At 69.8% G+C, this 23,200-nt stretch carries 23 protein-coding genes and 2 pseudogenes; 13 read left to right on the plus strand and 12 right to left on the minus strand.

The genetic code is table 11. The features are described from left to right. Positions 1 to 70: 70 nt before the first annotated feature. From ACW4TU_RS08695 to ACW4TU_RS08710, 4 genes are read right to left on the minus strand one after another with little or no spacing between them, the layout of a single operon-like run. On the minus strand, positions 71 to 1,390 hold the full coding sequence (locus tag ACW4TU_RS08695) for a type III PLP-dependent enzyme domain-containing protein (protein WP_457426299.1): 1,320 nt from the start codon (positions 1,388 to 1,390) through the stop codon (positions 71 to 73). Continuing rightward, the gene (locus ACW4TU_RS08700) at positions 1,383 to 2,927 is read right to left on the minus strand and encodes a class I adenylate-forming enzyme family protein (RefSeq protein WP_457426301.1); all 1,545 of its coding nucleotides are present in this window, start codon (positions 2,925 to 2,927) and stop codon (positions 1,383 to 1,385) included. The genes ACW4TU_RS08695 and ACW4TU_RS08700 overlap by 8 nt, the downstream gene beginning before the upstream one ends. Next, positions 2,924 to 4,198: an acyl carrier protein gene (locus tag ACW4TU_RS08705; RefSeq protein WP_457426303.1), complete on the minus strand. Its 1,275-nt coding sequence runs from the start codon at positions 4,196 to 4,198 to the stop codon at positions 2,924 to 2,926. Before ACW4TU_RS08705 ends, ACW4TU_RS08700 begins: the two co-directional genes overlap by 4 nt. Then, entirely contained in the window at positions 4,195 to 4,464 is a 270-nt protein-coding gene (locus ACW4TU_RS08710; RefSeq protein ID WP_457426305.1) for an acyl carrier protein, read from the minus strand. The genes ACW4TU_RS08705 and ACW4TU_RS08710 overlap by 4 nt, the downstream gene beginning before the upstream one ends. A 1,007-nt stretch (positions 4,465 to 5,471) precedes the next feature. Between ACW4TU_RS08710 and ectA the strand changes: the two genes are divergently transcribed. The 4 genes from ectA to ACW4TU_RS08730 all read left to right on the plus strand — a co-directional run bounded on the left by ectA (position 5,472) and on the right by ACW4TU_RS08730 (position 7,903). Beyond that, positions 5,472 to 6,026, plus strand: coding sequence for a diaminobutyrate acetyltransferase (gene ectA, locus ACW4TU_RS08715; RefSeq protein WP_457426307.1), 555 nt, complete (start codon positions 5,472 to 5,474; stop codon positions 6,024 to 6,026). After that, complete coding sequence (locus ACW4TU_RS08720; protein ID WP_457426309.1) at positions 6,023 to 6,814, plus strand: enoyl-CoA hydratase-related protein; 792 nt, start codon at positions 6,023 to 6,025, stop codon at positions 6,812 to 6,814. The genes ectA and ACW4TU_RS08720 overlap by 4 nt, the downstream gene beginning before the upstream one ends. Positions 6,815 to 6,877: 63 nt before the next feature. Beyond that, entirely contained in the window at positions 6,878 to 7,318 is a 441-nt protein-coding gene (locus tag ACW4TU_RS08725) for a hypothetical protein (RefSeq protein WP_457426311.1), read from the plus strand. A gap of 312 nt (positions 7,319 to 7,630) precedes the next feature. Then, on the plus strand, positions 7,631 to 7,903 hold the full coding sequence (locus ACW4TU_RS08730) for a class I SAM-dependent methyltransferase (RefSeq protein ID WP_457426313.1): 273 nt from the start codon (positions 7,631 to 7,633) through the stop codon (positions 7,901 to 7,903). Positions 7,904 to 8,891: 988 nt separating this feature from the next. On the opposite strand, the gene lpdA is transcribed toward ACW4TU_RS08730, so the two are convergent. Beyond that, positions 8,892 to 10,304, minus strand: coding sequence for a dihydrolipoyl dehydrogenase (gene lpdA, locus ACW4TU_RS08735; protein WP_457426315.1), 1,413 nt, complete (start codon positions 10,302 to 10,304; stop codon positions 8,892 to 8,894). Positions 10,305 to 11,357: 1,053 nt separating this feature from the next. On the opposite strand from lpdA, the gene ACW4TU_RS08740 reads away from it, so the two are divergent. Then, entirely contained in the window at positions 11,358 to 12,155 is a 798-nt protein-coding gene (locus tag ACW4TU_RS08740; RefSeq protein WP_457426317.1) for a maleylpyruvate isomerase family mycothiol-dependent enzyme, read from the plus strand. Positions 12,156 to 12,281: 126 nt separating this feature from the next. Next, on the plus strand, positions 12,282 to 12,515 hold the full coding sequence (locus tag ACW4TU_RS08745) for an AMP-binding enzyme (RefSeq protein ID WP_457426318.1): 234 nt from the start codon (positions 12,282 to 12,284) through the stop codon (positions 12,513 to 12,515). A 268-nt stretch (positions 12,516 to 12,783) separates the two neighbouring features. Here the strand turns inward: ACW4TU_RS08745 and ACW4TU_RS08750 are convergent, their stop codons facing one another. After that, on the minus strand, positions 12,784 to 13,674 hold the full coding sequence (locus ACW4TU_RS08750; protein WP_457426320.1) for a TIGR03620 family F420-dependent LLM class oxidoreductase: 891 nt from the start codon (positions 13,672 to 13,674) through the stop codon (positions 12,784 to 12,786). A gap of 98 nt (positions 13,675 to 13,772) precedes the next feature. Between ACW4TU_RS08750 and ACW4TU_RS08755 the strand changes: the two genes are divergently transcribed. Beyond that, on the plus strand, positions 13,773 to 14,348 hold the full coding sequence (locus ACW4TU_RS08755) for a TetR/AcrR family transcriptional regulator (RefSeq protein ID WP_457426322.1): 576 nt from the start codon (positions 13,773 to 13,775) through the stop codon (positions 14,346 to 14,348). A gap of 122 nt (positions 14,349 to 14,470) precedes the next feature. Next, positions 14,471 to 14,818, plus strand: a pseudogene (locus ACW4TU_RS08760) (zinc-binding dehydrogenase); the annotation flags it as partial. A 139-nt stretch (positions 14,819 to 14,957) separates the two neighbouring features. Here ACW4TU_RS08760 and ACW4TU_RS08765 read toward each other — a convergent pair. Then, positions 14,958 to 15,431, minus strand: coding sequence for a winged helix-turn-helix transcriptional regulator (locus tag ACW4TU_RS08765; protein WP_457429989.1), 474 nt, complete (start codon positions 15,429 to 15,431; stop codon positions 14,958 to 14,960). A gap of 116 nt (positions 15,432 to 15,547) precedes the next feature. Here ACW4TU_RS08765 and ACW4TU_RS08770 point away from each other — a divergent pair. The 3 genes and pseudogenes from ACW4TU_RS08770 to ACW4TU_RS08780 form a co-directional block, all read left to right on the plus strand. Beyond that, a pseudogene (locus ACW4TU_RS08770) lies at positions 15,548 to 15,655 on the plus strand (TetR/AcrR family transcriptional regulator); the annotation flags it as partial. Positions 15,656 to 15,854: 199 nt separating this feature from the next. Further along, positions 15,855 to 16,349, plus strand: a complete 495-nt coding sequence (locus ACW4TU_RS08775) for a TetR family transcriptional regulator (RefSeq protein ID WP_457426324.1) — start codon at positions 15,855 to 15,857, stop codon at positions 16,347 to 16,349. A gap of 186 nt (positions 16,350 to 16,535) precedes the next feature. Then, positions 16,536 to 16,736, plus strand: a complete 201-nt coding sequence (locus ACW4TU_RS08780; RefSeq protein WP_457426326.1) for a zinc-binding dehydrogenase — start codon at positions 16,536 to 16,538, stop codon at positions 16,734 to 16,736. A 265-nt stretch (positions 16,737 to 17,001) separates the two neighbouring features. Here the strand turns inward: ACW4TU_RS08780 and ACW4TU_RS08785 are convergent, their stop codons facing one another. Together ACW4TU_RS08785 and ACW4TU_RS08790 are read right to left on the minus strand one after the other, a co-directional pair. Continuing rightward, positions 17,002 to 18,012, minus strand: coding sequence for an enoyl-CoA hydratase/isomerase family protein (locus tag ACW4TU_RS08785; RefSeq protein ID WP_457426328.1), 1,011 nt, complete (start codon positions 18,010 to 18,012; stop codon positions 17,002 to 17,004). Positions 18,013 to 18,078: 66 nt separating this feature from the next. After that, positions 18,079 to 18,696: a dehydroquinate synthase/iron-containing alcohol dehydrogenase family protein gene (locus ACW4TU_RS08790; RefSeq protein WP_457426330.1), complete on the minus strand. Its 618-nt coding sequence runs from the start codon at positions 18,694 to 18,696 to the stop codon at positions 18,079 to 18,081. Between ACW4TU_RS08790 and ACW4TU_RS08795 the strand changes: the two genes are divergently transcribed. Next, positions 18,653 to 19,303 (plus strand): LysR substrate-binding domain-containing protein, encoded by a 651-nt coding sequence (locus ACW4TU_RS08795; RefSeq protein ID WP_457426332.1) that lies wholly within the window; start codon positions 18,653 to 18,655, stop codon positions 19,301 to 19,303. The genes ACW4TU_RS08790 and ACW4TU_RS08795 overlap by 44 nt on opposite strands. 91 nt (positions 19,304 to 19,394) lie before the next feature. Here the strand turns inward: ACW4TU_RS08795 and ACW4TU_RS08800 are convergent, their stop codons facing one another. Continuing rightward, positions 19,395 to 19,997, minus strand: a complete 603-nt coding sequence (locus ACW4TU_RS08800) for a TetR/AcrR family transcriptional regulator (RefSeq protein ID WP_457426334.1) — start codon at positions 19,995 to 19,997, stop codon at positions 19,395 to 19,397. Between the two features lie 165 nt (positions 19,998 to 20,162). On the opposite strand from ACW4TU_RS08800, the gene ACW4TU_RS08805 reads away from it, so the two are divergent. Continuing rightward, positions 20,163 to 20,876, plus strand: coding sequence for an SDR family oxidoreductase (locus ACW4TU_RS08805; protein WP_457426336.1), 714 nt, complete (start codon positions 20,163 to 20,165; stop codon positions 20,874 to 20,876). Between the two features lie 586 nt (positions 20,877 to 21,462). On the opposite strand, the gene ACW4TU_RS08810 is transcribed toward ACW4TU_RS08805, so the two are convergent. Together ACW4TU_RS08810 and ACW4TU_RS08815 are read right to left on the minus strand one after the other, a co-directional pair. Next, positions 21,463 to 22,269, minus strand: coding sequence for a strictosidine synthase (locus ACW4TU_RS08810; RefSeq protein WP_457426338.1), 807 nt, complete (start codon positions 22,267 to 22,269; stop codon positions 21,463 to 21,465). Positions 22,270 to 22,302: 33 nt separating this feature from the next. Beyond that, a complete protein-coding gene (locus ACW4TU_RS08815) occupies positions 22,303 to 23,169 on the minus strand; it encodes an alpha/beta fold hydrolase (RefSeq protein WP_457426340.1) in 867 nt (288 codons plus the stop codon). Positions 23,170 to 23,200: the final 31 nt, after the last annotated feature.

The raw sequence follows: 23,200 nt of genomic DNA on the forward strand, positions 1-23,200 counted from the left end.
GGTGGGTCGGACGGTGTGCGTGGTGGTGCCTCGGGTCCTCCGGGCGGTGCCGAGGGGGCCGTGCGGGCGCTCACCCGGCGGCGGCACGCCGGACGAAGGTCAGCCGGTCGCTGCGCAGTACCCGGTCCCCGTCGGTGACGACTTCGAGCGGGGCCGGGTGGCCGAGGAAGAGCACGAGGCTGGCGTGCAGTCCGTAGGCACCGGTGTTCGGTACGGAGAGCAGGTCACCGGGAGCGACGGCGGGCAGCGGGTGTGACCTTGCCCAGGTGTCGAGCGGGGTGCACAGCGGGCCGCAGATCATGGCGGGGCCCGGCGGTTCGGCGCCGCCCGCCGAAGTGCCGTCCCCGGCCCCGGTGTCCTCCGGCTCGGCGCCGTCCGGCCGGACCACGTCGGGATGGAGCGGCGGCACCCGCCGCAGCCCGGCCATGCCGCCGAGGTGGTTGATGCCGGTGTCCAGGACGACGACCCGTTGCCCGTGCGAGTCCTTCGCGTCCAGTACCCGGGTCAGCAGCTGTCCGCAGGTGGCCGTCAGATAGCGGCCGGACTCGAAGGCCACCGTGGGGGCGTTCTGCCGCCAGCCGGGCAGCGCCTCGTCCAGTTCGCCCGCCAGCCGATCGGCCAGCCCCGGATAGGCGGGCAGCTCTCCGGCACGGGCGTAGGGGGCGCCGAAGCCGCCACCGAGGTCGATGGTGCGCAGCGGCACCCCGAGCGCCTCTCGCAGGGTGCGCGCCACGGCGATCGCTTCGCTGAAGGAGTCGCCGAGTGCCTGTTCGTCGGCGATGTTGGTGGCCAGGTAGAGGTGCAGACCGTCGATACGGGCGTGCTCGCCGCCGGTGTACCGCTCGGGGTGCGCGGCGATGTCCTCGGCGTCGGCGCCGAACGCGGAGGGGTCCCCGGTCATCCTCAGTCCGGCTCCCCGGCTGCCACCCCCGGGGTTGACGCGCAGCAGATAGGTGACGCGTACGCCGTGCCGGGCTGCGGCGCGGTCCAGTTGGCCGACGCCGTACACGGAGTCGACGGCGAAGTCGCGCACCCCGCCCTTGAGCGCTCCGTCCAGGTCCTCGTCGCGCTTACCGGGGCCGGTGTACAGGATGTCGTGGGCCGGTACACCGGCCTCCAGAGCCGCGTCCAGTTCGCCGGGCGAGGTGACCTCGGCCCGGCAGCCGAGGCCGTACAGCGCGGAGACGACGGCCGGATGCGGGTTGGCCTTGAGCGAGTAGTACAGCTCGCTCGGCTCCGGCAGACAGGACCGCAGCCGGGCGTGCGCGGAGCGCACCACGGCCAGGTCGTAGACGTACGCCGGGGTCTGAACGGGCGGTACGGGCACGGCGGACGGCCGGGGAACGGGAACACGTGCGGCGGGCCCGGCAGGGGGCGCGGTGTCAGTCACGGCCGGCCTCCGCGAGCTGCCCGGCCAGTACGGCCTTCGCGGTCTTGCCGTTGGCGTTGACCGGCAGCGCGTCGACGCGGTGGCACACGCGGGGCACTTTGAAGTCCTCCAGGTGCTCACGCAGCCGGGGCAGGACGGTGACGGGATCGGCGGTGCCGGTGACCACCAGAACGGCCTCGGGCCGAGAGTCCTCGGGCGTCAGGACAGCGGCGGTTTCCACGTCGGGCAGCCGGCGGGCGGCGGCCTCGACCTCGATGGCGCTGACGCGGAAGCCGTCCTGCTTGTAGACGTCGTCGCGGCGGCCGGCGAAGTACAACCGTCCCTCCTCGTCGGTCCATCCGTAGTCGCCGGTGCGCAGCTCGGGGAAGAGACCGTCGCGCCGGGGGAAACGTGCGGCGGTGAGCTCGGGGCGGCGCCAGTATCCGGCCATCACGTGCGGTCCGCGCACGGTGATCTCACCGACCTCGCCGGCGGGCTGCCGTTCGCCCGCCTCGTCGATCACGAAGACCTCGGTGCCGGCGAGCGGCAGCCCGCAGCTGCCCGGGCGGATCAGGTCCTCGTCCGGCTCGCCGATGGTGAGCCGCTTGCACTCGGTGAGCCCGAACATCAGCTGCACGCGCAGACCCGGCAGCACCTCACGCAGTCCGTGCGGGATGTCGGCAGGCAGCGCGGCACCGGTGTTGGTGAGCAGTCGCAGCGGCGGACGCTCTCCGCCGCGTCGTCGCAACAGCCGCAGCAGAGCGGAGGAGACCGGCGGAACGGCCGACAGCACGGTCGCCCGGCTGCGCACCAGGTTGGCCAGGAGCGCCGGACCGGACTCGGCCGCCGACCCGAGCCACACATGGCTGCCGGCGAGCGCGGAGAGGAACACCTGGTAGAGGCCGTAGTCGAAGGAGAGCGGCAGCGGGCAGTAGACGACGTCGTCCGCCCGGTAGCCGAGCCGCTCGGCTATGGCGTGGACGGCGAACATCATCTGCTGGTGGGTGCAGACCACGGCCTTCGGCATCGCGGTGGTGCCGGAGGTGTAGATCAGACAGGCCGGGTCGACGGAGAGCGGCCCGTCGGCGGCGTCCACCTCGTCCACACGACCGTTCCCGCTCCCGGGGTCGGGCGCCGGCCCGGTCGGCGGCGCCGCGTCCAGGTCTTCGGGGGCGGTCACCGCCACGCCTGCCTCACGCAGGACATCCCGGGTGGCGGCCGACGCGGCCACCGCGAGAGCCGGTTCGCAGTCGGCCAGCACATGGCGCAGTACATCGCCACGCACCTGGTCGTGCAGGACGGAGAAGACCACGCCGAGCCGGGAGGCCCCGAACAGCAGCGGCACCAGTGCCGGGCCGCTGTCGCTGGTCACCACCAGCCGGTCGCCGCGGCGCAGTCCGCTCCCGCGCAGCGCCGCCGCGTAACGGTGGCTGGCCCGGACGAGTTCGGCACGGCTGAGGGTGAGGTCCCCGCATGTGACCGCCGGGGCGGCGCCGGGGCCGGCGGTGGGGGTGTCGAGGAGCTCGTGCAGCACGGTGGCTTGCGGGCGGACGCTCATGACCGGGCCGCCTCCGTCTCCCCGGCGGTGCGCAGGACGAGGTCGACCAGTCCGTCGACGCGGCGCAGGACGGCCGGTTCCAGGTCTGCGGGGGCGAACTCGACGTCGTAGGCGTTCTCCAGTCGCTCCACCGTCTCCACCATCTGGTAGGAGGCGAAGCCGTCCAGTTCGCTCAGGTCATCGGTGGCGGCGACCAGCGCGGGATCGGCGTCCAGGACGTCGGCGACGGTGCTCACCACCGTTTCGCGTACCTGTGCGGGTCCGTACGGCATGGTGTCTCCTGGTCCGGTGTGCAGGGCGTCGGCAGCGCCCTGGGCGTCTGCGCGAAGCAGTTCGGCGAATGTGGAGTGGATCTGCGGGGGCACGGGGCGCCCTCGCTGCGCCCGACGCGCGGCCAGATAGCACTGGCCGGCCAGGGCGTCCCACGCGTCGGCCTGGTCGTCGGCGAAGCGCGCGCGAGCGGAACCGGGCAGGTGACGGGCCGCCCACGCGGCGTGCAGTCGACGGGAACGGTGCAGCAGCCAGCTCTCCAACAGCAGCGTGGTGCAGGCCTCCTGTTGGTCCGGGTGGTCGCGGAAGGCGGCGGCGTAACGCTCCGGGGCGTCACCTGCCAGCAGCCGGACGGCCTCCCGGGCGTTGTCAGCCAGAGTCGTCTCCACCGGCCGGTCGGCGGGCCGCGTGGGCCGTACCGTCACCGGCAGGCTGGGCGAGCCGTCGAAAAGGGCGGCTGCCTCCGCTCGTTCGAAGGCGCACACCACCGGCTCCGCCCGGCCATAGGGCGTCTCGTTGTCGTAGGCATCCACCGCCTCTACGCCGGCTCCACCGTCCACGCCTCGCAGCAGCACGCTGTGGTCCATGTGCTGGTGACCGTGGTACGGCAGCCAGGGCATGCAGTACGCGTCGCCGACGACGTACAGCGGACTGCCGTCCTCGGGCAGCAGATCCATCAGCGCCCTGCCTTCTGTCACGGGCCGCCCGGCGTCCAGGGCGAGCCCGAGGGGGCGGCCCATCCGTTCGATCTGGTCGGCCGGGGGCTGCTCGACGGTGGGCAGACGCCCGCCGCCGGGAACGTGCGGAGCGAATCGGAGCCGGGCACCGAGCTCGAGATGGGTGCCGGGCCCGTGTGCTGTGTCGGCCAGGACGGCCGCGTTGACCTGGATGCAGTCCAGTGCCGTGGTGTCGATCCCCCGGATGGCCTCGGCCAGCGAACCGGTGGGAACGGCGGATCCGGAGGCGGGCGCGGTTGCGGGTGTCGGCATCGTCGTGCTCACGCGGCACGTCCTTCGGACCCGGCCGTGGTCAGCACGATGTCGACCAGGTCGCCAACCGTGTAGACGCCTGCGAGTCGATCGTCGGAGATGGTGATGCCGAAGGACTCCTCGATGTCCTCCAGTACGTGGACTATCGCCAGTGAGTCCATCCGCAGGTCCTGTTCCAATCGGGTGCCGGGCGCCAGGCCGGAGGGGCCGACGGGGAGATGTTCGGTGCGGGCCTCGATCAGCGGGGTGAGGCGGTGCAGGATGTCGTTCGTAGTCATGGGTGGGCTGTCTCCTCCGCGTACGGGAGCGGGACGGGCAAAGGACAGGACAGAGGACAGGGCAGGCATGGCCGCTGCCGTGCGCCGGACGAGGGGTGAACGGCGGGGCCGCGACGGTCGCCGGTGCGGCCGGGCACGCGGCAGAGAGGGCCGCTTCAGGCCCGGCAGCGGCTACGGCGAGCCGGCGCGCTGGGTGACTTCGGGGGCCTCCCGGGTGTCCCCGCAGCTGACGAAAACGGTGCCGGGAACGGGCGGGCCGCAGAGTGCCGCCGCCGGGCGAAACAGCCCGACGTATTAGTGTTCCGGCAACGCAGAAAAAAGGCGAGTGATTACCGGTTCCTCAGGAAACAGACCGCATCACAACAGCGGAAGGGAGGTCCGGTGGAAACGCGCTCCGTGAAAATAACTTCTGCCGGGGCGGTCTCCTCATGAACGTCCCTCGTCTCTTTGAATCATCGTTCCGTCGCGACTGACATAACGGGTTCAGCCAATTTGTGGTCGAAGGTCGGGTAGCCCCGATCTTCGACCCCATGTCCGACACTCAGGAAGTGTCTGAAAAGAACCCATGGCCGGTTAATTTTCAGTTATGCCAAATTCTTCTCCCAGACCGGGAACCGCTTGCCGCTCTCAGCCCCGCAGCACATGAAAAACCGCCAATGAGGCCCTTTTCGCACCGTCAGCGCGCCTCTCGACCAGAGACGCCGAGTCAACTTCCAGAGCATGATCGAGACGGTGAATTCTCCACAGAATCAGCCACAGGGCGCCCCGGCCATCCGCCCAAAACCACGCCGCCAGGTCCGAATAAGAAAATCCGGCTGGCACTGGCGCGGTTCCGCCGTACCGTGCTAGACAGATTTGATCGCATTATCCGGACCGATGGAAAAACCCTCCCGTCAACCCTTTCGGCGCACGCCGGCATGAAGATCACCAATAGCTTCACCCCGGCATGCGTGCACATCTCCCCGCGGAATTCATCGCAGCTTCATCCGAGACAGCGAAAGGCCTGCATGAGTGACCTCGACACCCACCACATCACCCTGCGCTCGCCCCGCCCGGAAGACGCGCCAGCGGTCTGGCGACTCGTGCGCGACTCCGACATTCTGGACACCAACAGCCTCTACTACTACAACCTCTGGTTCCGCGACTTCGCCGACACCTCCATCGTCGCGGCCACCTCGGACGGGCAGATCGTCGGCTTCGTCACCGCTTACGTGCGACCCGCCCTGCCGGACACCCTCATGGCCTGGCAGTCGGCCGTCGACCCCGGCCACCACGCACCCGGCCTCGCCGTACGGATGATGCACGAGCTCGCCGATCGCGCCGCCCAGCGAGGAGCCACCTGCCTGGAGACCACCATCAACCCCGGAAACCGCGCCGTCGCCCTCATGCTGCGGCGCTTCGCCCACGAACGCGGGCTCGACGTCCACAGCGAAGTCCTGTTCGCCGCCGAGAACTTTCCCGGCGACGGGACCCACGCCCCGGAGGTGCTCTACCGAATGACCCCGGCGGTGCCGGCCCCGGCACGCCCCACCCCCGGCACCGCCGTCGTGGGCGCGCGATGAGCGACGCACCCCTCCACATCGGCGTGGACCACGGACTCGCTACGGTCACCATCGTCGGCAGCGGCAAGGGGAACGCGCTCGGCGGCACGTTCTGGGACGACCTACGAGACTTCATGGCGACCGTCCGTACCCGCGACGACATCCGTGCCGTCGCCCTCGTCGGAGAGGGCGACACCTTCTCCGTCGGCATGGACCTGCGCTGGTACGTCGTACGTCTGCGGCGCGCCGAGCGCTCCGGCACCCGTACCTTCATGGACGACGACGTACGGCGCCTCCAGCACGCGGTGACCGCTGTCGCGGACTGCCCCAAGCCGGTCGTCGCCCTCATCGACGGCGAGTGCACCGGGGCCGCTCTGGAACTGGTCAGCGCCTGCGACATCCGCTACGCCACCAGTCACGCCCGGTTCTCACTGCCCGAGGCCGAGTTGGGGGTCGTCGCCGACCTCGGCGGTCTGCAGCGGCTTCCCCTGGTGATCAACCAGGGGCACCTGCGCGAGCTGGCCTTCACCGGCAGAACCATCGACGCCCAACGCGCCGAGCGCATCGGCCTGGTCAACGACGTGTACGCCGGCTCCGCGGCACTGCACGACGCGGCCCGCACCCTCGTCGGCGAACTCGGCCGGCACCCCACGCACGTCATGGAGGGCATCAAGCGAGTCCTCGGGGAGACCCACCGGGAAGGAACACAACGCGGGCTCGACCAGTGCGCGCACTGGAACAGCGCACACACCGGGGCCGACGGGCTCCGCCACGCCATGACCGCCCGACTCGACACGACGGCGCCCTGACCGACCCCCGGTCGGCCCCACAGGCCTCCCACCGCACGAAGCCCACCCACGAGGAGAGATCTCATGCACTCGCCCGTACCGGAGCGGCCCCGGCCGCGCCCCGCGATCGTCCGCGGCCTCGCGCTGCGCTTCGTGCTGGTGATCGGCGACCCACGGCTCGCCCACGCCATGCACGTGTCCTGCGTGGACGAGACGATCGACGTCCACTACCCCGAGAGTCACATCAGCTGCCGTCTCCGGCGACTTCCGTCCACCGGCCGTCTGCTGTGCGCCTTCCGCGCCACCCATCTCGCTCCCGACGGCTCGGCGGAGGAGCACCACCACGTGGACCTCGCACTGGAGGGCATCCCCGGATCCGCGACCCAGCGCGAGGCCGTCCTCGACCACATCCACGCCTTCTACTGCGCCGCCGCGGCCTCCCGCGTCCGGATCGCCACCCGCGTGTTGCGGCGCGACAGTCTCCTGCGCCGACCCCACGACCACGTGTTCCTGGCCGCGTCCTGAGAGGTGGTTGTGTCCGGCCACCCCCGGACGTCCGCGACCTGGTGATCGTCGTCAGCGGGGTGCTGCTGACCCTGTGGACGCTGCGGGCCTGGTTCAACCAGCCGTTGCGTCTCGTCGAGGACCACCTGCCCCGACGCGGTCCCCGACCCCGAGATCGAGGACCGCGACACCGAACAGCGACGCGCCGACGAACGTCTGCGCTCCCCCGCCGAGCAGCACCCGGCCGGAACGCCGGCAGACCGGGCCGAGTCCGAGTGGCTGGAGACCTGGCGCGGTGTCTACGACGCCTCCTACACCGGGTCCTGGGACGCGATGGGCGAGGACTTCTCGGGCTGGGACAGCAGCTACGACGGCGCCCCCATTCCGGTGGGCGAGATGCGCGAGTGGCGTGACGCCGTGGTGGACCGCCTCCAGGCGCTCCGGCCGCGCCGGGTACTGGAGATCGGCGTCGGCAGCGGCGCCCTGCTGACCCGCCTGGCACCGCACTGCGAACGTTATGTGGGCACCGACCTGTCACCGGTGGCCGTGACCACGCTCGGCCGGCATGAGCGGCACACCCCCAACTGCGCGAGCGGACCGAACTGATCGCGCAGCCCGCGCATAAGACCGGTCCCTTCACCCCCGGGTCGTTCGGCGTCGTCGTTCTCAACTCGGTCGTGCGGTACTTCCCCAGCGAGGCCTACCTCACCCGCGTCCTGACCACCGCCCTCGGCCTGCTCGCGCCCGGCGGACGTCTCTACGTCGGTGACGTGCGCAACCTGCGCCTGCAGCGCTGCCTCGCGGCCGGTGCACAGGCCCACCGTTCGCCCGACGCCGACCCCGCCTCCCTGCGGGCCCTGATCGACGCCGCGACCGCGGCGGAGAACGAACTCCTCGTCGCACCCGAGTACTTCACGACCCTCACCGCCCGGCCGGGCACGGTCACGGCCGTCGGCATCCGGACCAAGCCAGGCACCGCCCCCAACGAACTCACCCGCTACCGTTACGACGTCGTCCTGACCACCTCCCCGGCCCGCCCCGTCGAACTCGCCCAGGGACCGGAACTGGGCTGGGGAACCGACGTCACCGGCATCGACGCCCTGAGGACGGCGCTGACCTCGCCGGACCACCTCGTGCCGGTCCGTGTCACCGGAGTTCCCAACACCCGCATCCTCGCCGACCTCACGATCGCGCGGCAGGCCGACGGCCTCCCCGCCCCGGCGTGGCCGGGCGCGCCGGACCCGCATGAGTTCCGCCTGCTGGGCCATGACCTGGGCCTCGACATTCTGGTCACCTGGCCGGGTCCGGACGCCACCCGCCTGGATGTGATCTTCGCCCCCGCGACCGGGCACGACTGCTACGACGGCGCCTTCACACCGTCCCCGGAGCCCACGGCCGAATCCCCGCGCTACGCGGTCCTCACCTGCAGCGTCGACGTCCGCCCGGTCCGCCCGACTCCGACTCCTCGATCACCGTCGAGCACGGCGCGTCGGCGTCACCGTCGGGGAGAGGGATCAGGGCCCCTTGGCAGCCGGAGGTCGCGAAACCGATCCGCGCGCCAAGGTGCCCTGTCGCCGCTGCGCCGAGCCCCCTGCTACATGTTGATCATGTGGCCCGCGAGGCCGTGGACGGCTTCCTTGACGGCCTCGCCCAGGGTGGGGTGGGCGTGGACGTTGCGGGCGACCTCGTGGACGGTGAGGTCCCACTGCTGGGCCAGGGTCAGTTCGGGGAGGAGCTCGGTGACGTCGGGGCCGATGAGATGGGCGCCGAGGAGCTCGCCGTACTTGGCGTCGCTGATCAGCTTCACGAAGCCGGTCGCATCCCCGAGGCCGTGGGCCTTGGCGTTCGCGGTGAACGGGAACTTGGCGACCTGGACGTCGTACCCCTTCTCCCTCGCCTGGGCCTCGGTGTAGCCGAAGCTGGCGATCTGCGGCTGGCAGAAGGTGGACCGCGGGATCATCACGTAGTCCAGCTCCATGGTCTCCGCGTCCGCGATCGTCTCGGCGGCGACCACGCCCATCGCCTCGGCGGCGTGCGCGAGCATCAGCTTCGCGGTGACGTCCCCGATGGCGTAGATGTGCGGCACGGAAGTGCGGCAGCGGCCGTCGACGTCGATCGCGCCGCGTTCGGTGACACGCACTCCGGTCTTCTCCAGGCCGTAACCGGTGACGTTCGGCGCGAAGCCGATCGCCTGCAGGACCTTGTCGGCCTCCAGGACCCGCTGGGCGCCGTCCTTGCCGGTGACCGTGACACGGACCTGCGGTCCTGACTCGTCGATCGACTCGACGCGGGTCGAGGTGAGGACGCCGATGCCCAACTTCCGGTACTGCTTGGCCAGTTCGGCGGAGACCTCGGCGTCCTCCAGCGGGGCGATCCGGTCCAGGAACTCGACGACGGTGACCTTCACGCCGTAGTTGTGCAGCACGTAGGCGAACTCGACGCCGATGGCCCCGGCACCGGCGATCACGATCGACCGCGGCAGGTCCTCGGCGAGGATCTGCTCCTCGAACGTCACCACTCGGGACGTACGGCGCGTGCCGGGCAGCAGCTTGGGGCTCGCCCCGGCGGCGATGACGCAGTGGTCGAAGCCGATGGTGCGGGTGTTGCCCTCGTAGTCGGCCACCTGGAGCGTGTGCGGGTCGAGGAACGTGCCGCGACCGCCGATCTCCGTGATCTTGTTCTTCTTCATCAGGTAGTGGACGCCCTTGACCCGGCCGTCCGCGACCTTACGGCTGCGGCGGAAGGCCTCCCCGTAGTCGAAGGAGACCTCGCCCTCGACCTTGATGCCGAAGGTCTTCGCCTCGCGCGTGAAGATGTGCGCGAGCTCGGCGTTGCGCAGCAGGGCCTTGGTGGGGATACAGCCCACGTTCAGACAGACGCCGCCCCAGTACTTCTCCTCGACGACCGCGACGCTCTTGCCCAGTTGGGCGGCCCGGATGGCGGCCACGTACCCGCCGGGGCCCGCGCCGAGTACGACGACGTCGAAGCGCTCACCCTGCTCGTCCATGGACGGATTCCTTTCCACTGGGGCCGCCGGCTCCCGCGAGGGGCCGGCTCGCTCCCGATCGAACTACCTGTTCATCAACTCGACAGCGGCAGCATCCGTCACCGCCCGCCGCAGGGGAGCCGGTGCAGGAGGGAGGCGCATCTGGTCCACCACCTCGGCAACGGTTCCCCGGACATCGCCTTCAGCGCCCCGGCGCCGTGATCTATGCCCGCTCAGCCATCAGCGACGGCGGGCCGACGCCCCGTCGGCTCCTCCGTGTACTCCTCTGCCTCGGCGGCACCGAGCCCGAGGGTGTCGAGGCCGAAGGCGGCGACCGGGCCGTGCGCACGGGGGCTTGAGCACTGCATCCGGCTGTGCCGCGCAGGGTGGCGCCCCACGCCGGAAGGGATCCCGTCATCTCGTACGGATCGGGTCCGGTGAGGGCCGTCGCGGCCAGGGGCCGACGTTGGCGGTCGCGGGCGGCTGCGATCACCGGGGAACGTCCATCGGGGTCCGGCTCGCGCGGCGATCCCGGGAGCCGCTCGGACCACCCCGCCAGAGCGGCCCGTACCTTCGCCAAGCGCAGCAAGGGTGCCTGGAGTGTGGCGGCGATCCGCACCGGGCGCGTCCATCGTCCGAGCCGGCCCAAGCCCACCTCGACACCGACCAGCGTCTGACGTGTGCCTCCTGTGGTCAGGGTGCACGCGTCGCGCAGGGTGCTCCGGTGGATCAGCTCGTCCTCGTGGCCGGAACGGGTGATGAAGAGTCGTGACGTGCTACCGCCAATACGGCCTGATCGGGCATGAGATCCATGGCGGCAGCCCCTCAGAAGCGCCTCGCACAACGTGCGGGTCGTGAGAGGATTCCCGCGAACGGTGATCTGCGGCAACGCGGTCACTCCGAGGCCTGTCGCGGAACTCTCACAGATGAACATCCACGAGAATGGCCGTGTGTGACGCACGGTCGGCGGCGGAGAGTGCCTCCATCATCTCCCCGCGGTGGTGAGGGTCCGCCCGCGATGGCGGCTGTGAAAATCGCTGTCCGATTGTCGGAACGGAGTGATAGAGATTCCGGGTGACAATGACACTCGAGTTCCCCGATCTGTTGCGACTGATCGACGAACGGTCGACCGCCTTCCGCGCCGCGGTCGCCTCCGCACCCAGCCTCGACGTACAGGTGCCGACCTGCCCCGAGTGGACGCTGTTCGATCTGGCGCAGCACATCGGCGAGGGGCGCCGCGACTGGGCCGCCACCGTCGCCGCAGGGCCTGCTCCGGCCAAGTCCGCAGCGGAGGGCGCTCCGGCTGCGCCTCGGGAGCGCGAGGCCCTGCTGGCCTGGTTGGCGGAGTCCACGGAGCAACTGCTGGACGCATTGCGGAAGGCCGGCCCGGATCGCGGTTGCTGGACGTGGTGGGGGACGTCGCAGTCGCCGCAGACCTCCGGTGCCGTAGCTCGGCACCAGCTCCAGCAGTTCGCGGTGCACACCTACGACGCCCAGATCACCGTAGGTGCCCCGCAGCCGCTGCCGGCCGAGGTGGCGCTCGACGGTGTCGACGAGTTCCTGTCCACCTGCGTCGCGACGACGAGTGCCTGGCCGCACAAGCCCGCTGCCGTCGACTTCCACGCCTCCGAGGGCCGCTCCTGGCGCCTCTCGCTCTCCGCCGACGGCGCACGGACCACCCGCCTCCCCGGGCCCGGCACCATCCCGGCCACCGCTGCCGGCCAGGACCCGGTCGCGGCCGCCGCCTCCGCTCGGGGCACAGCCAGCGAGCTGGTCTTCATCCTGTACGACCGTATTCCGATCAACTCCCTGCAGCTCGACGGCGACCGACGTCTCTTCGAGCAGCTCAGCGCCTGGGACCCGGATGAGTAAGACGTGACGATGCGCCACCTCGTACGCCCCGGGGCATGCCTCCCGCCAACGGCTACAACCCCGCCGTGGTGGCCACAGGGGAGCAGACCGTCACGGCTGCGAAGCGGCTGACCAAGGCAGGCCGCCGTGATCGGCGTACCCGACGAAGAGTCGGGAGAGGTGGTGGTCGCCTACGTCCAGCCGCGATCGGGGTCGACCGTCGATCCGTCGGCACTGGAAGCCCTCTGCGCGCGCAGTCTCACCGGCTACAAGCGCCCGACCACGTTCTTCGTGGTGGAAGCCATCCCGACGAACCCGGTCGGTAAGATCGACGAACCCTCGTTGCGTGCGGGCCACGCCGCGCTCTCGGCCCGGTCCTGATCCTCCAGGGCCTTCGTCGTCCGCAGGCCGGGCACGACCTCGCCGCGGACGAGGTCATCGAGTTCGTCGCGCGCCGGTCGCCCCGTACAAGAAGGTCCGGCGGGTCGATTTCATCGACGCCGTCCACAGGTCCGCGTCGGGCAGGATCCTCCGCGAGGATCTCCGCTCCCCGTCCGCACGACACCCGCCGCGCGGTCTCCTCGGCAGGCCACCCCGGGCACAGGCGCCGCGACCCGTCACCGTCGCGGCGCCCTGCGCGAACCGCGGATCAGGTGGTGCCGCCCGGGGGCAGGAGTGCCTCGCCGAGCATGCGCCAGTACGGCATCGCGGACTCGCCCGGCTCGATCCCGATCACCTGCACCGCGACATGATCGGCTCCGGCCTCGACATGGGCGTGGAGCTTCTCGACGATGGTGTCCAGGTCGCCCCAGAACACGAGGTCGTCGACGATGCGGTCGCTGCCACCGGCGATCTCCTCCTCCGAGTAGCCCAGGCGACGGAACTTCGCGATGTTGTAAGGGGAGTTCAGATAGACGTACAGGTGTTCGCGCGCGATCGCGCGGGCCTTGTCGGGGTCCGACTCGAACAGCACCGCGTGCTCGACGCCCAGGAACGCGTCCGGCCCGAGGATCTCGCGCGCCTGCGCGGTGTGCGCCACATTGACGTGATAGGTCTGCGCGCCGGCCGTGCGTTCGCGAGCCAGCGCAAGCATTTTGGGCCCGTACGCGGCCATGATGCGGCGCATCGGAGTCTTCGGCAGCGGGTTGGGAGTCTCGACCGCGTCCATCTCGTCGAGGTACGCCGTCATGGCCGCCAGAGGCTTGGCCCCCAGCCCCTGCCCGCCTCCGAATCCCAGACCGAGCACGTGCCGGTCGGGGTAGGCGTCGGCCAGCAGGAGGGCGGCGCCGTACGCCCACCGGGCCCCGCGTGACCAGATCTGCGCGATGCCGTTGACGACGCGCATGTGCTCAGTGGTGGAGAGCAGATAGCCGGCATGCGTGAGCGCGTCGCGCCCGAGGAGCTCGGGAATCCACAACGCCCGCCACCCCTGATCCTCGAGTTCCTGAACCGACTCGCGTATCAGCGCCGCCGGCTGGACCTCGAAGTCGAAGGTGTAGACCCCGAATGTCCCGAGATCCAGGCCATCAATGCTGCCCATCGAACTCTCCTCACGGATGAAAGAGCAGCCCCCCTCCGGGGGAGCTGAACGGTGCCTGTCCATTGAAGCAGACAGACCTGTCTGTTAACTTGCATCTCATGAGGACCGCGATCGAGCGACGCCCGGCCCGGGACCGCATTCTCGACACGGCGTGCGAGCTGTTCTACGCCCACGGCATCCACGCGGTGGGAGTGGACCGGCTGATCGCCGAGTCGGGAGTCGCCAAGGCCACGCTGTACAAGCAGTTCCCCAGCAAGGACGAGGTGGTCGCCGCCTACCTGCGACGCATGGACGACAGCTGGCGACGCCAGCTGCGCTCGGCGGCGCTCACGGCCGGCGACGACCCACGCGACCAGCTCTTCGGCCTTTTCGTCGCGATGGAACACGCGGCGCGGGAGGGCACGCTGGGCTGCGCGTTCATCAACGCGGCGGCGGAGTACTCCCCCGGCACCACCGCGCACACCATCACCGTCGAGCACAAGCGCGCCGTACGCGACTGGGTGCGCGACCTGGCGGCCGCGGCCGGCGCCACGGACCCCGACATGCTCGCATTCCAGCTCACGGTTCTCATTGACGGCACCCTGGCGGCGACACGCCTCGAACGCGCCGACGCCGCTGCCGAGGCAGCCAAGCGGGCGGCGCGCGACCTGCTCGACGCAGCCTGCCCCCGATAGCTTCCGGGTCCGCCGTCTGCGGTTCGTTCTTCTTTCGGAAGCGGCAACTGCACCAGACAGACCTTTCTGCCCATTGGACAGTCCTTCCAGTTCACTGGGCAGTCCTTTCCATTCACTGGACCGCCCAGAAAGTGGACCCGCGTCTCGCACCTCTCACCGCCTAGCTGGGCGTGCTCGGCGTCCCGGGCCTCACCGCCCACATCGGGCTCGAGCGGTTCGCGAAGATCAAGGAGGGCGACACGGTCTTCGTCTCCGGCGCGGCGGGTGCCATCAGCACCCAGGTCGGCCAGATCGCCAAGCTGGAAGGCGCCGGCCGGGTGATCGGCAGCACGGGCTCGGACGAGAAGGTCAAGCTGCTGGTCGAGGAGTACGGCTACGACGCGGCGTTCAACTACAAGAACGGGCCGGTCGCCGAGCAGCTGACGCAGGCGGCGCCGGACGGCATCGACGTCTACTTCGACAACGTCGGTCCTGGACCGCTCCCCCGCCCGCAACCGCCGCTGGTGCTCGAGATGCCCCGCTGCGGAAACCGCACCGAGGTACGCCTCCATCAGGCGCGCACACGACAGAGCGGCCGGATTACTGAAAGCTGACGGACGACTCCTCAGCTCACTCGGCGGGCCTCATACGAAAGGCGGGGCCAGGGATGCTCTCGATGTCCTGCGCCTGCACGGCGTGGCCCTGTTCGCAGCGGATCCGGGCGTCGACGCGCGCGCCGCATCCACGGTGCCGCGACAGCATGGCCGGGCCCTCCGGGTCGGCGCGGTAGCGGTCACCCCACTGCAGGAGCCCCATCACCGCCGGGACCAGATCCATGCCCTTGGGCGTGATCACATACTTCGGCCGACTTCGCGAACCGGGCTCCTTGTAGGTCTCGACGGCCAGAATCCCTTCTTCCACCAGCATCCGCAGCCGCGCCGCGAGGAGGTTGCGAGGGCAGCCGAGGACACGTTCGAAGTCGCTGAACCGGGACGAGCCGTACCAGACCTCACGCAGGATCAGGATCGTCCACTTCTCACCCACGACCTCAAGAGTCCGGGCAATCGAGCAGTTCGACATGTCCCGGTCGAGGCGGGGGTCCATGCCGGCGCCTTGAGGAACTTCGGTCCACGCATCCATGGGAGCGATTCTAACCGCTTTTGGGTTTACTTTTTAATACTCAGCTATTGGTGCCACGATCAGCCACTCAACCTGGCTGATCCGCCGCCCTGCTCGACGAGATCGGCCGCTGCGCGGGCGCCACCAAGCAGGCGTACACCAAGGACACCACGGCCATCATGGAAGAGATCGCCGCCCGTCCGGCGCCTGGGGTGGGACTTGCGACAACGAGAGTGGCCGTACGGAAAGTGAGGGCTACGGTCGGTCGTCCGACACTTCGCATACGATAGATGCATCCAATTATCTATCGCGGGCAGGTGACTGATGAGTCGCGTTTCGCAAGCACAAGCGCTCGAGAACCGCAGGCGCGCGGTCGCCGCGGCCTCCCAGCTCTTCCGGGAACGTGGCGTGAACGGCATCAGCGTCGCCGAGCTGATGAAGTCCATCGGGCTGACGACGGGCGGCTTCTACAAGCAGTTCCCCTCCAAGGAGGCTCTGGTGGCCGAGGCGGCTCAAGCCGCTTTCGGGGACCTCGACCTGCTCCTGGCGTCGTTCGACACGGCCCACGGCGATCACGACACCGCGCGCGGCGCCCTCGTCGACTTCTACCTGTCGGCCGAGCACCGTGACCAGCCCGGCACCGGTTGCCCCACCGCCGGATTCGCAGGGGACATGGCTCGCGAGCCCACAGCCGGGGCGGTGCGCGAGACATACGCGGGCGGAGTCGAGGAATTCGCCGCGTGGCTGTCCGCCGACACCAACGACGGCCTTCCCATGGTGGCCACCCTGGTCGGCGCGATCCTGCTCGCCCGGGCCACGGCGGGCACAGAACTGTCGGAGAGGATCCTGGAATCGACCCACAAAGCCCTGACTGCCTCACAGGGCCTTGACCCGGAATCCTGAGACGGGCCATTCAACGGGGCCCAATGCCACGGGCGAGCGGGTATGTGCGCCCCGCGCCTTCTGAACCGCTCCTCGCCCACAACCGCCGCCGGCGGTCCATGTCCCGCTGCGGCAACCGCACCGGAGTACCGAGGTCCGCCCCCACCAAGCCCGCGGCCAGGCGGAGCGGAGGCCAAGTCGCTGGGCGTGCGCCACCAGCCCTTCTTCATGCAGGCCAATGGCTCCCAGCTGCGCAAACTCGACGCCCTCTACGACAGCGGGAAGCTCCGCCCGGTCATCGACAGCACCTTCCCGTTCGACCAGACGCTCGATGCGATGGCGCACGTCGAGCAGGGCCGCACCAAGGGCGGCGAGGTCGTGGTCTTGACGGCGCCGGACAACGACTGAGAGCAGTCCGGCCGCCGACCTTCCGTGCGGCACGGTCAACGGAGGGTCCAGGGTCGCCGTCGCCGTCGGCGATCCAATGGCGACCACGGTCACGGAGAGCCGCCGCCGCAGGCGTCCCCGTGCCATTCCTCATGCCGTACGGCTCGCGACACCACGCGCCACACAGCCCACGACGCCCCGAGCCGTGGTCGAGCCCTCGCACCCGCGACCTGTCAGGAGTGCGATCACGTCGGACGGACCGCCACGCATGCGTGGGCAGACATGCTCAGGCCGGCGGTGTCCGTCCGCCGAGCGACGCACGTTGCCAGTCGGGAGCGCGGTCCTTGTCGACCAGGGCCGCACGGACACCCTCCAGGAAGTCCGGCGTACGGATGGTCGTGCGCGTGAGGATGAGCTCGGTGGCCAGACACTCGCGCAACGTGTGCTGTCTGCCCCGGACCAGCAGGGCGTGCGTGATCTCCAGGCTCTGCGGCGAGGCGGACTCCAGGGCGGCCAGCGCGGTTGCCGCCCAGGGGGTGTCGAGGTGGCGCAGGCGTTTCTCGATCTCGCCGAGGGTCGGCGCGCCGAACGCCCGGTCCACGTCCCCGCGCACCTCCGCCAGCCCGCTGCCCGCCACCGGGGATCGGCCGGCGAGGCGGTTCAGGACCACGTCCACCGGGTCGCCGGGGTTGTCGGCCAGGGCATCGATGACCGCGTCGAGCCCGTCCGCGGGGACGAAGTGCGTGGCCATACCCGTGTACAGGGCGTCGGCCGCGTCGAGCCGGTGCCCGGTCAGGCCCAGGTACATGCCGATCGCGCCGGGCAGCCTCGGCAGGAAGTAGCTGGCCCCGACGTCCGGGAAGAACCCGATCCCGGTCTCCGGCATCGCCAGCACCGCGCTCTCGGTGACGACGCGGAAGCCGCCGTGGACGGACAGACCGAGACCGCCGCCCATGCACAGCCCGTCGATGAGCGACACGACCGGGACCGGATACTCGGCGATCCGGGCGTTGAGCCGGTACTCGGAGGCGAAGAACCGCTCACTGGCCTCGGCGTCCCCGGCGAGGCTGTGCTCGCGGATCGTGCGGATGTCTCCACCTGCACAGAACGCCTTCGTGCTGGTACTGGCGAGCACCACAGCCGACAGCGGTGTGTGCTCCCACTCGGCGAGCACACGGTCGATGGCGACGACCATGCCCGTTGTCAGGGCGTTGAGCGCCTTGGGCCGGTTCAAAAGGATGCGGCCGACGCCCCGGTGGACGTCGGCGAGAATCTCGACCGCAGCCGTATCACTCATCGGTCGTCACCTCGTCGTCCGCGCGGACCTGCTGTCGTGGCCATCACGTTCCTCACTCGCCGGTTGTCAGGCGTAGATCTGCGCGTAGAGATCCTGGATCTCGTCCACGGTGGGTACGACGGGGTTGTTGGCCGGGGATCCGGACGCGAGCGCCTGCTCGGCCATGAGGGGCAACAGCCGGAACCACTCGTCCTTGTCGATGCCGTGGGCTTGGGGGGTGGGCACCCCAAGATCCTGGCACAGGGCGCGGAGCGCCTCCACGAGCTTGTCGGCGGCCAGGGCGTCGCTGTCGCCGTCGGTGGCGGCTCCGAGGGCGCGGGCGCAGTCGGCGTACCGGCTCGCGGCGGCGGGCACGGAGAACGCGGTCACCGCGGGGAAGAGCATCGCGTTCGACAGACCGTGGGCGACGTGGAAGTGGGCGCCGATCGGACGGCTCATGCCGTGCACCAGCGCCACGCCGGCGTTGGAGAAGGCGATGCCGGCCTGGGTCGCGGCGAGCATCATCGCCTCGCGAGCCCTGAGGTCTCCCCCGTCGGCGTAGACGCGCCGGAGGTGGCGGCCGATGGTCCGGATCGCGCTCAGGGCGAGGCCGTCGGAGAACGGATTTGCCTTCCGGCTCACATACGCCTCGACGGCATGGGTGAGCGCGTCGACGCCGGTGTCGGCGGTCAGCCGGGCAGGCATCGACAGGGTCAGGTCGGTCGTCGGATCCGGGACGGTACCCACACCCGCCCTCGTACGGGTACGCCGCCGACACCCCCAGCTCCAGGTCGAACTCATCACCGCGACACGGCAGCTCGCTCTGCGGCCGTCCGGTTTCGATCTCGCTCTCGTCATCGGCGTTCCCTCCAGCAGCCGCCTGGTGACCGAGCACCTCACCGACTACACGCTGGGGCTCTACGCCTGCGACGACTACCTCACCCGGTACGGCCGACCTGGGACGGTGGCCGAGCTGCGCGAGCACCCGCTCATCTTCTCCATCGAGTCGATGCTGCAGGTCTGCGACCTCGACATCGAGCGCCACCTTCCCGGCATGACCCCCGCCGTCTCCTCGACGAACGCCTTCGCCCAACTCGAAGCCACTCAGCGGGGAGCCGGCATCGGCGTCCTGCCGGCCTACCTGACCCGGCGGACGCAACTGCGCCGACTGCTCCCCGACGAGATCGACATCCGGCTCCCCATCACCCTGGCCGTCCGCCGCGAGGCGGTGACGCACCCGGCCGTACGCGCCGTTTGGTCCGCTCTACGGCAAGAGGTCACCGAGCGGGCCGTCGAACTGCTTCCGGAGTGAACGCCAAGGAGTTTCCGGTGCGGTGAATCAGGGCGATGACGCAGCCGAGGACCACCCTGCTGATCGCCGGGGCCTGAGGCTGGGCCGCGCTTCAGCGAGGCAGCAGGACGTCAACCTGCCCCCGGATGTCCTGCACGATCTCGTCGACGCTCAAGGCGATGTTCACGCTCGCCGCCATGCTGAGGAACATCACGGCGGACACGATGTGTGCCAGCGTCGCGGCGTCGCCCTCTGTGACCCGCTCGTCCCGGCGCAGCACGGCGGCGATGGCCTCCTCGGTCTGCGCGACGATGACGAGTGCCGCGCTGTGCCGGGGCTCCTCGGGGTCGCCGAAGGCCATCTCCCGCAGGTAGGTGCGTCCGTTGTCGATCTGGCTCCGGTTGCACTCCACGAGCGGCCGGACGATCGCCAGCACCGCGTCCAGCACGCCGGGAATCGTCTCGGCGTCCGCCCGGCCCTGCTCGAGCGCTTCGGCGTACTTGGCGTTCTGCACAAGGAGGAGGAGTTCGCCCTTGGTCTTGGCATAGAGGAACAGGGTCCCGGTGCCGATGTCGGCCTTGTCGGCGATCTGCTGGGTCGTGACCTCGTCGACGCCGTGTTCGGCGAACAGTTCACTGGCGGCAGCGACGATGCGGTCGAGTTTTTCCTGCTTGTTCCGCTCACGCCGTCCGACCGACTGGGAGGCGACAGACATGGCGGTGTCCTCCGGGAATAGATTCTGACTGCAGTCAGTTATGATTACAGTCATTACTGCGTGGGCTCGAATGTGGCTCCGCTCATTCTCCCACGGCGGGGCGAGGAGTCATTGCTCCATCCGTGCACAGCCACGCAGCTCACATCCCTTGGAAAGAAGGAACCAATGCCCTCTCTCGATGGAGCAGTCGTCCTCGTCACCGGCGCCAATGGCGGTATCGGCACGCACTTCGTCCACGACGCCCTGGCTCGCGGCGCCGCCAAGGTCTACGCGACCGCCCGTTCCCCCCGCGCCTGGGACGATGAACGCATCGTCCCGCTGACCCTCGACGTCACCGACTCCGCGTCGATCGACGCGGCCGTCGCCGCCGCGGCGGACGTCACCGTGCTCGTCAACAACGCGGGCGCCATCCCGCCGAGCGCCAGCCTGCTGGACGTCACCGAGGCGGACATCCGGGCGAACATGGAGACGAACTTCTTCGGACCGGTCTTCCTCGCCCGCGCCTTCGCACCGGTCCTCGCCGCCAAGCAGGGGGCGGTCCTCGTCGACGTGCACTCCGTTGCCAGCTGGTACGCCTTCGGCGGTGCCTACAGCGCGTCCAAGGCCGCACTGTGGTCGGCCACCAACTCGCTGCGCATCGAGTTCGCCCCCATGGGCATCCATGTGACGGGTGTGCACATGGGCTACGTCGACACCGGTATGGCCGCGCACGCCGACGGACCCAAGATGGCGCCGGCGCAGCTGGTGACGACGGTCTACGACGCCGTCGAGGCCGGCGAATACGAGGTCTTGGCCGACGAGTTGACCGCGCAGGTCAAGGCGGCTCTGAGCGGCCCGGTCGAGGCGCTTTACCCGGACCTGCACAGCACGAACGCCTGAGCCTGTTCTTCGGTCCCGACCTGATCTCTTCACGCGGAGTCCCCGTGATCAACGGGGTCGAACGGCTGGCCGGCGCCGAGGAGGCACGCACCTTCTCGCGGTCGTCGAGCCGCCGATGATATGGGCGGTCGACCCAGCGGCCGCCCGATCAGCAGCGCGGTACCACCGTGATGACGGACCATCGCGGCTGTCGGGCCACGGGCTCGGGCGGTGCCAGGCGCCGCGAGTTCGGCCCGGTCTGTGCCGGTGCACTCGGTCAGGCCATGCTCGGCGAGCACTTCGTCGAGCATCGTCCGGTGCAGTTCGTCCAGCGACCGCCAGGGCACTTCCCCGAACGCGACCCGCAGCAGTGTCGGCGGGTGCAGGCTGCGCCGACGGGGGTGAGTCCTGGTCAATCGGCCTGTGCCCCGACGCGGGCGCCGACGCGCTCGAATTCGCCCGCGATGCTGGTGCGCCGGCCGACCACGGTACCGAAGGCATGGCTCCAGCTGCGTGAGGGGTATCAGACGGCGAGGAGGGCCAGGAAGCCCGGGGCGGGTGGATTGCCGGGCAGATCCGGCGGTCCCGCGTCCCGTCTGCGCGCCGCTCACTCCTCGTAGTGCGGGAGGATGTCGCCGTTCTTGACGTAGGTGAGGGCGGCGGTGACGTCGTAGGCGTGGATCACGGAGACCTGCGGTGCCAGCCGGTTGGACAGGTCCTCGATCACGTTGCCGGTGAAGAAGGCGTCCCGTGCCGCGGTGTCGGTGAACCCGAGGCCGACCGAGGCGTGGAAGTGCTGGTTGTGGGGGTTGTCGTGGGCGACGTCCGGGGTGTCCCAGAGCTTTTCGATCCAGGGCAGGAACGTCTGCGTGCGCAGCTCCTTCAGCACTCCGGTGCCGGCGAGCGCGGGAGCGAGCTGCTCGTTGACGAACTTCCGGAAGGCGCCGGCGCCGACACCGTCCCTGCGGCGAAGGTAGATCAGCGCGCGGGCACCGACCGCCTCTCCGGGGCCTGCGACGTCGTACCACCGAGAGGAGTTCGGCGGGCCGGCGTAGAGCAGGGTGCGGCGGAACACGTTGATCTCGTCGGCGTAGGCCAGCTTCGTCTGCTTGCGCCCCTTCAGGGGTGCGAGCGCCGATCGGAAGGTGACTTCCGCGACGCCGTCGACCTTCCGGTCGGCGGGGATCGCCGTCTGGACCCCGTCGATGGCCGGCCACCGGCCCGTGTTGTGCTCGGCGAGGTGGATCTGCCGGTACTCCTCCAGGCCCGGGGTGGCGGAGATGATCCCCGAGTGCGGGCCCTTCCAGTGGTCCATGCCCTTCTGGCGGGGCTGGTCGGTGCGCACCCACAGCAGGATCGAGGAGGTGAGAGGCTTCTTCACTTCCCCGGGCGCGACGGCCGGTGACGTGCTCATGATGCTGCCCTTTTCTTCCTGGTCAGGCGGTTGTCACGGGGCGAGGAACTCGACCGCCACGGGGGCGAACCGGTCGTGGAACTGGAAGATGCCGCCGTGCCCGGAGTCGGGATAGATGATCAGCTCACTGCCCTTGATGCGCCGGTGCAGGTCCTCCGACAGGACCGACGGCACCATGCGGTCGTTGTCGCCGTTGGCGATCAGGGTGGGCTGCGTGATCGACGACAGGTCGTCGGGGGTGGAGCGCCCCCACTTCTTGATCGCCTTCAGCTGCGTCTGGAACGCCTTGGTCTTGATGTCCGCGTCGCGGTCGACGGTGCGCTCCTTGAGCCGGTCGACGAACGCGCGCGCGGCGGGCTTGCCGGTGGCGTTGCGGTTGAAGAACAGGAACTCCTTGGGGTCCGAGCGGGTCAACGTGGCGCGCAGGATGTCCCAGTAGGTGACTCTGGCGACCTTGTCCATGTCCTTGCCGCCCTTGGGCCCGGTGCCGGTGAGGACCAGCTTGCGGACGAGCTCGGGGTGCTTGACCACCAGGGCCTGAGCGACCATGCCGCCGAGGGAGAAGGAGAAGACGTCGATCTTGTCGTGCCCGAGCGCCTTGATGAAGGTGTAGGCGTCGTCGGCCATCGCCTCGACACTGTCCGGCACCTGGCCGGTGGACCCCCCGACACCGCGGTTGTCGAAGGCGATGACGTGACGGCCCTTCGCGATGGGATCGATGATGCGGGGGTCCCAGTTGTCCAGGGTCGCGGCGAGGTGGACGAAGAAGACGACGGGGATGCCACCCTTCGGTCCCAGCTCGCGGTAGGCGTAGGTGACGCCACCGGCGTTGACGGTGCGGGCCGGGGCCTTCGCGTAGGACGTGATGACGGCTTCGTTCGGGGTGCCGGTGCTGCTCATGACGGATTCTCCTCGTGCGTTTTGTGTCGCT

It is taken from the genome of Streptomyces kryoterrae (assembly GCF_054072135.1).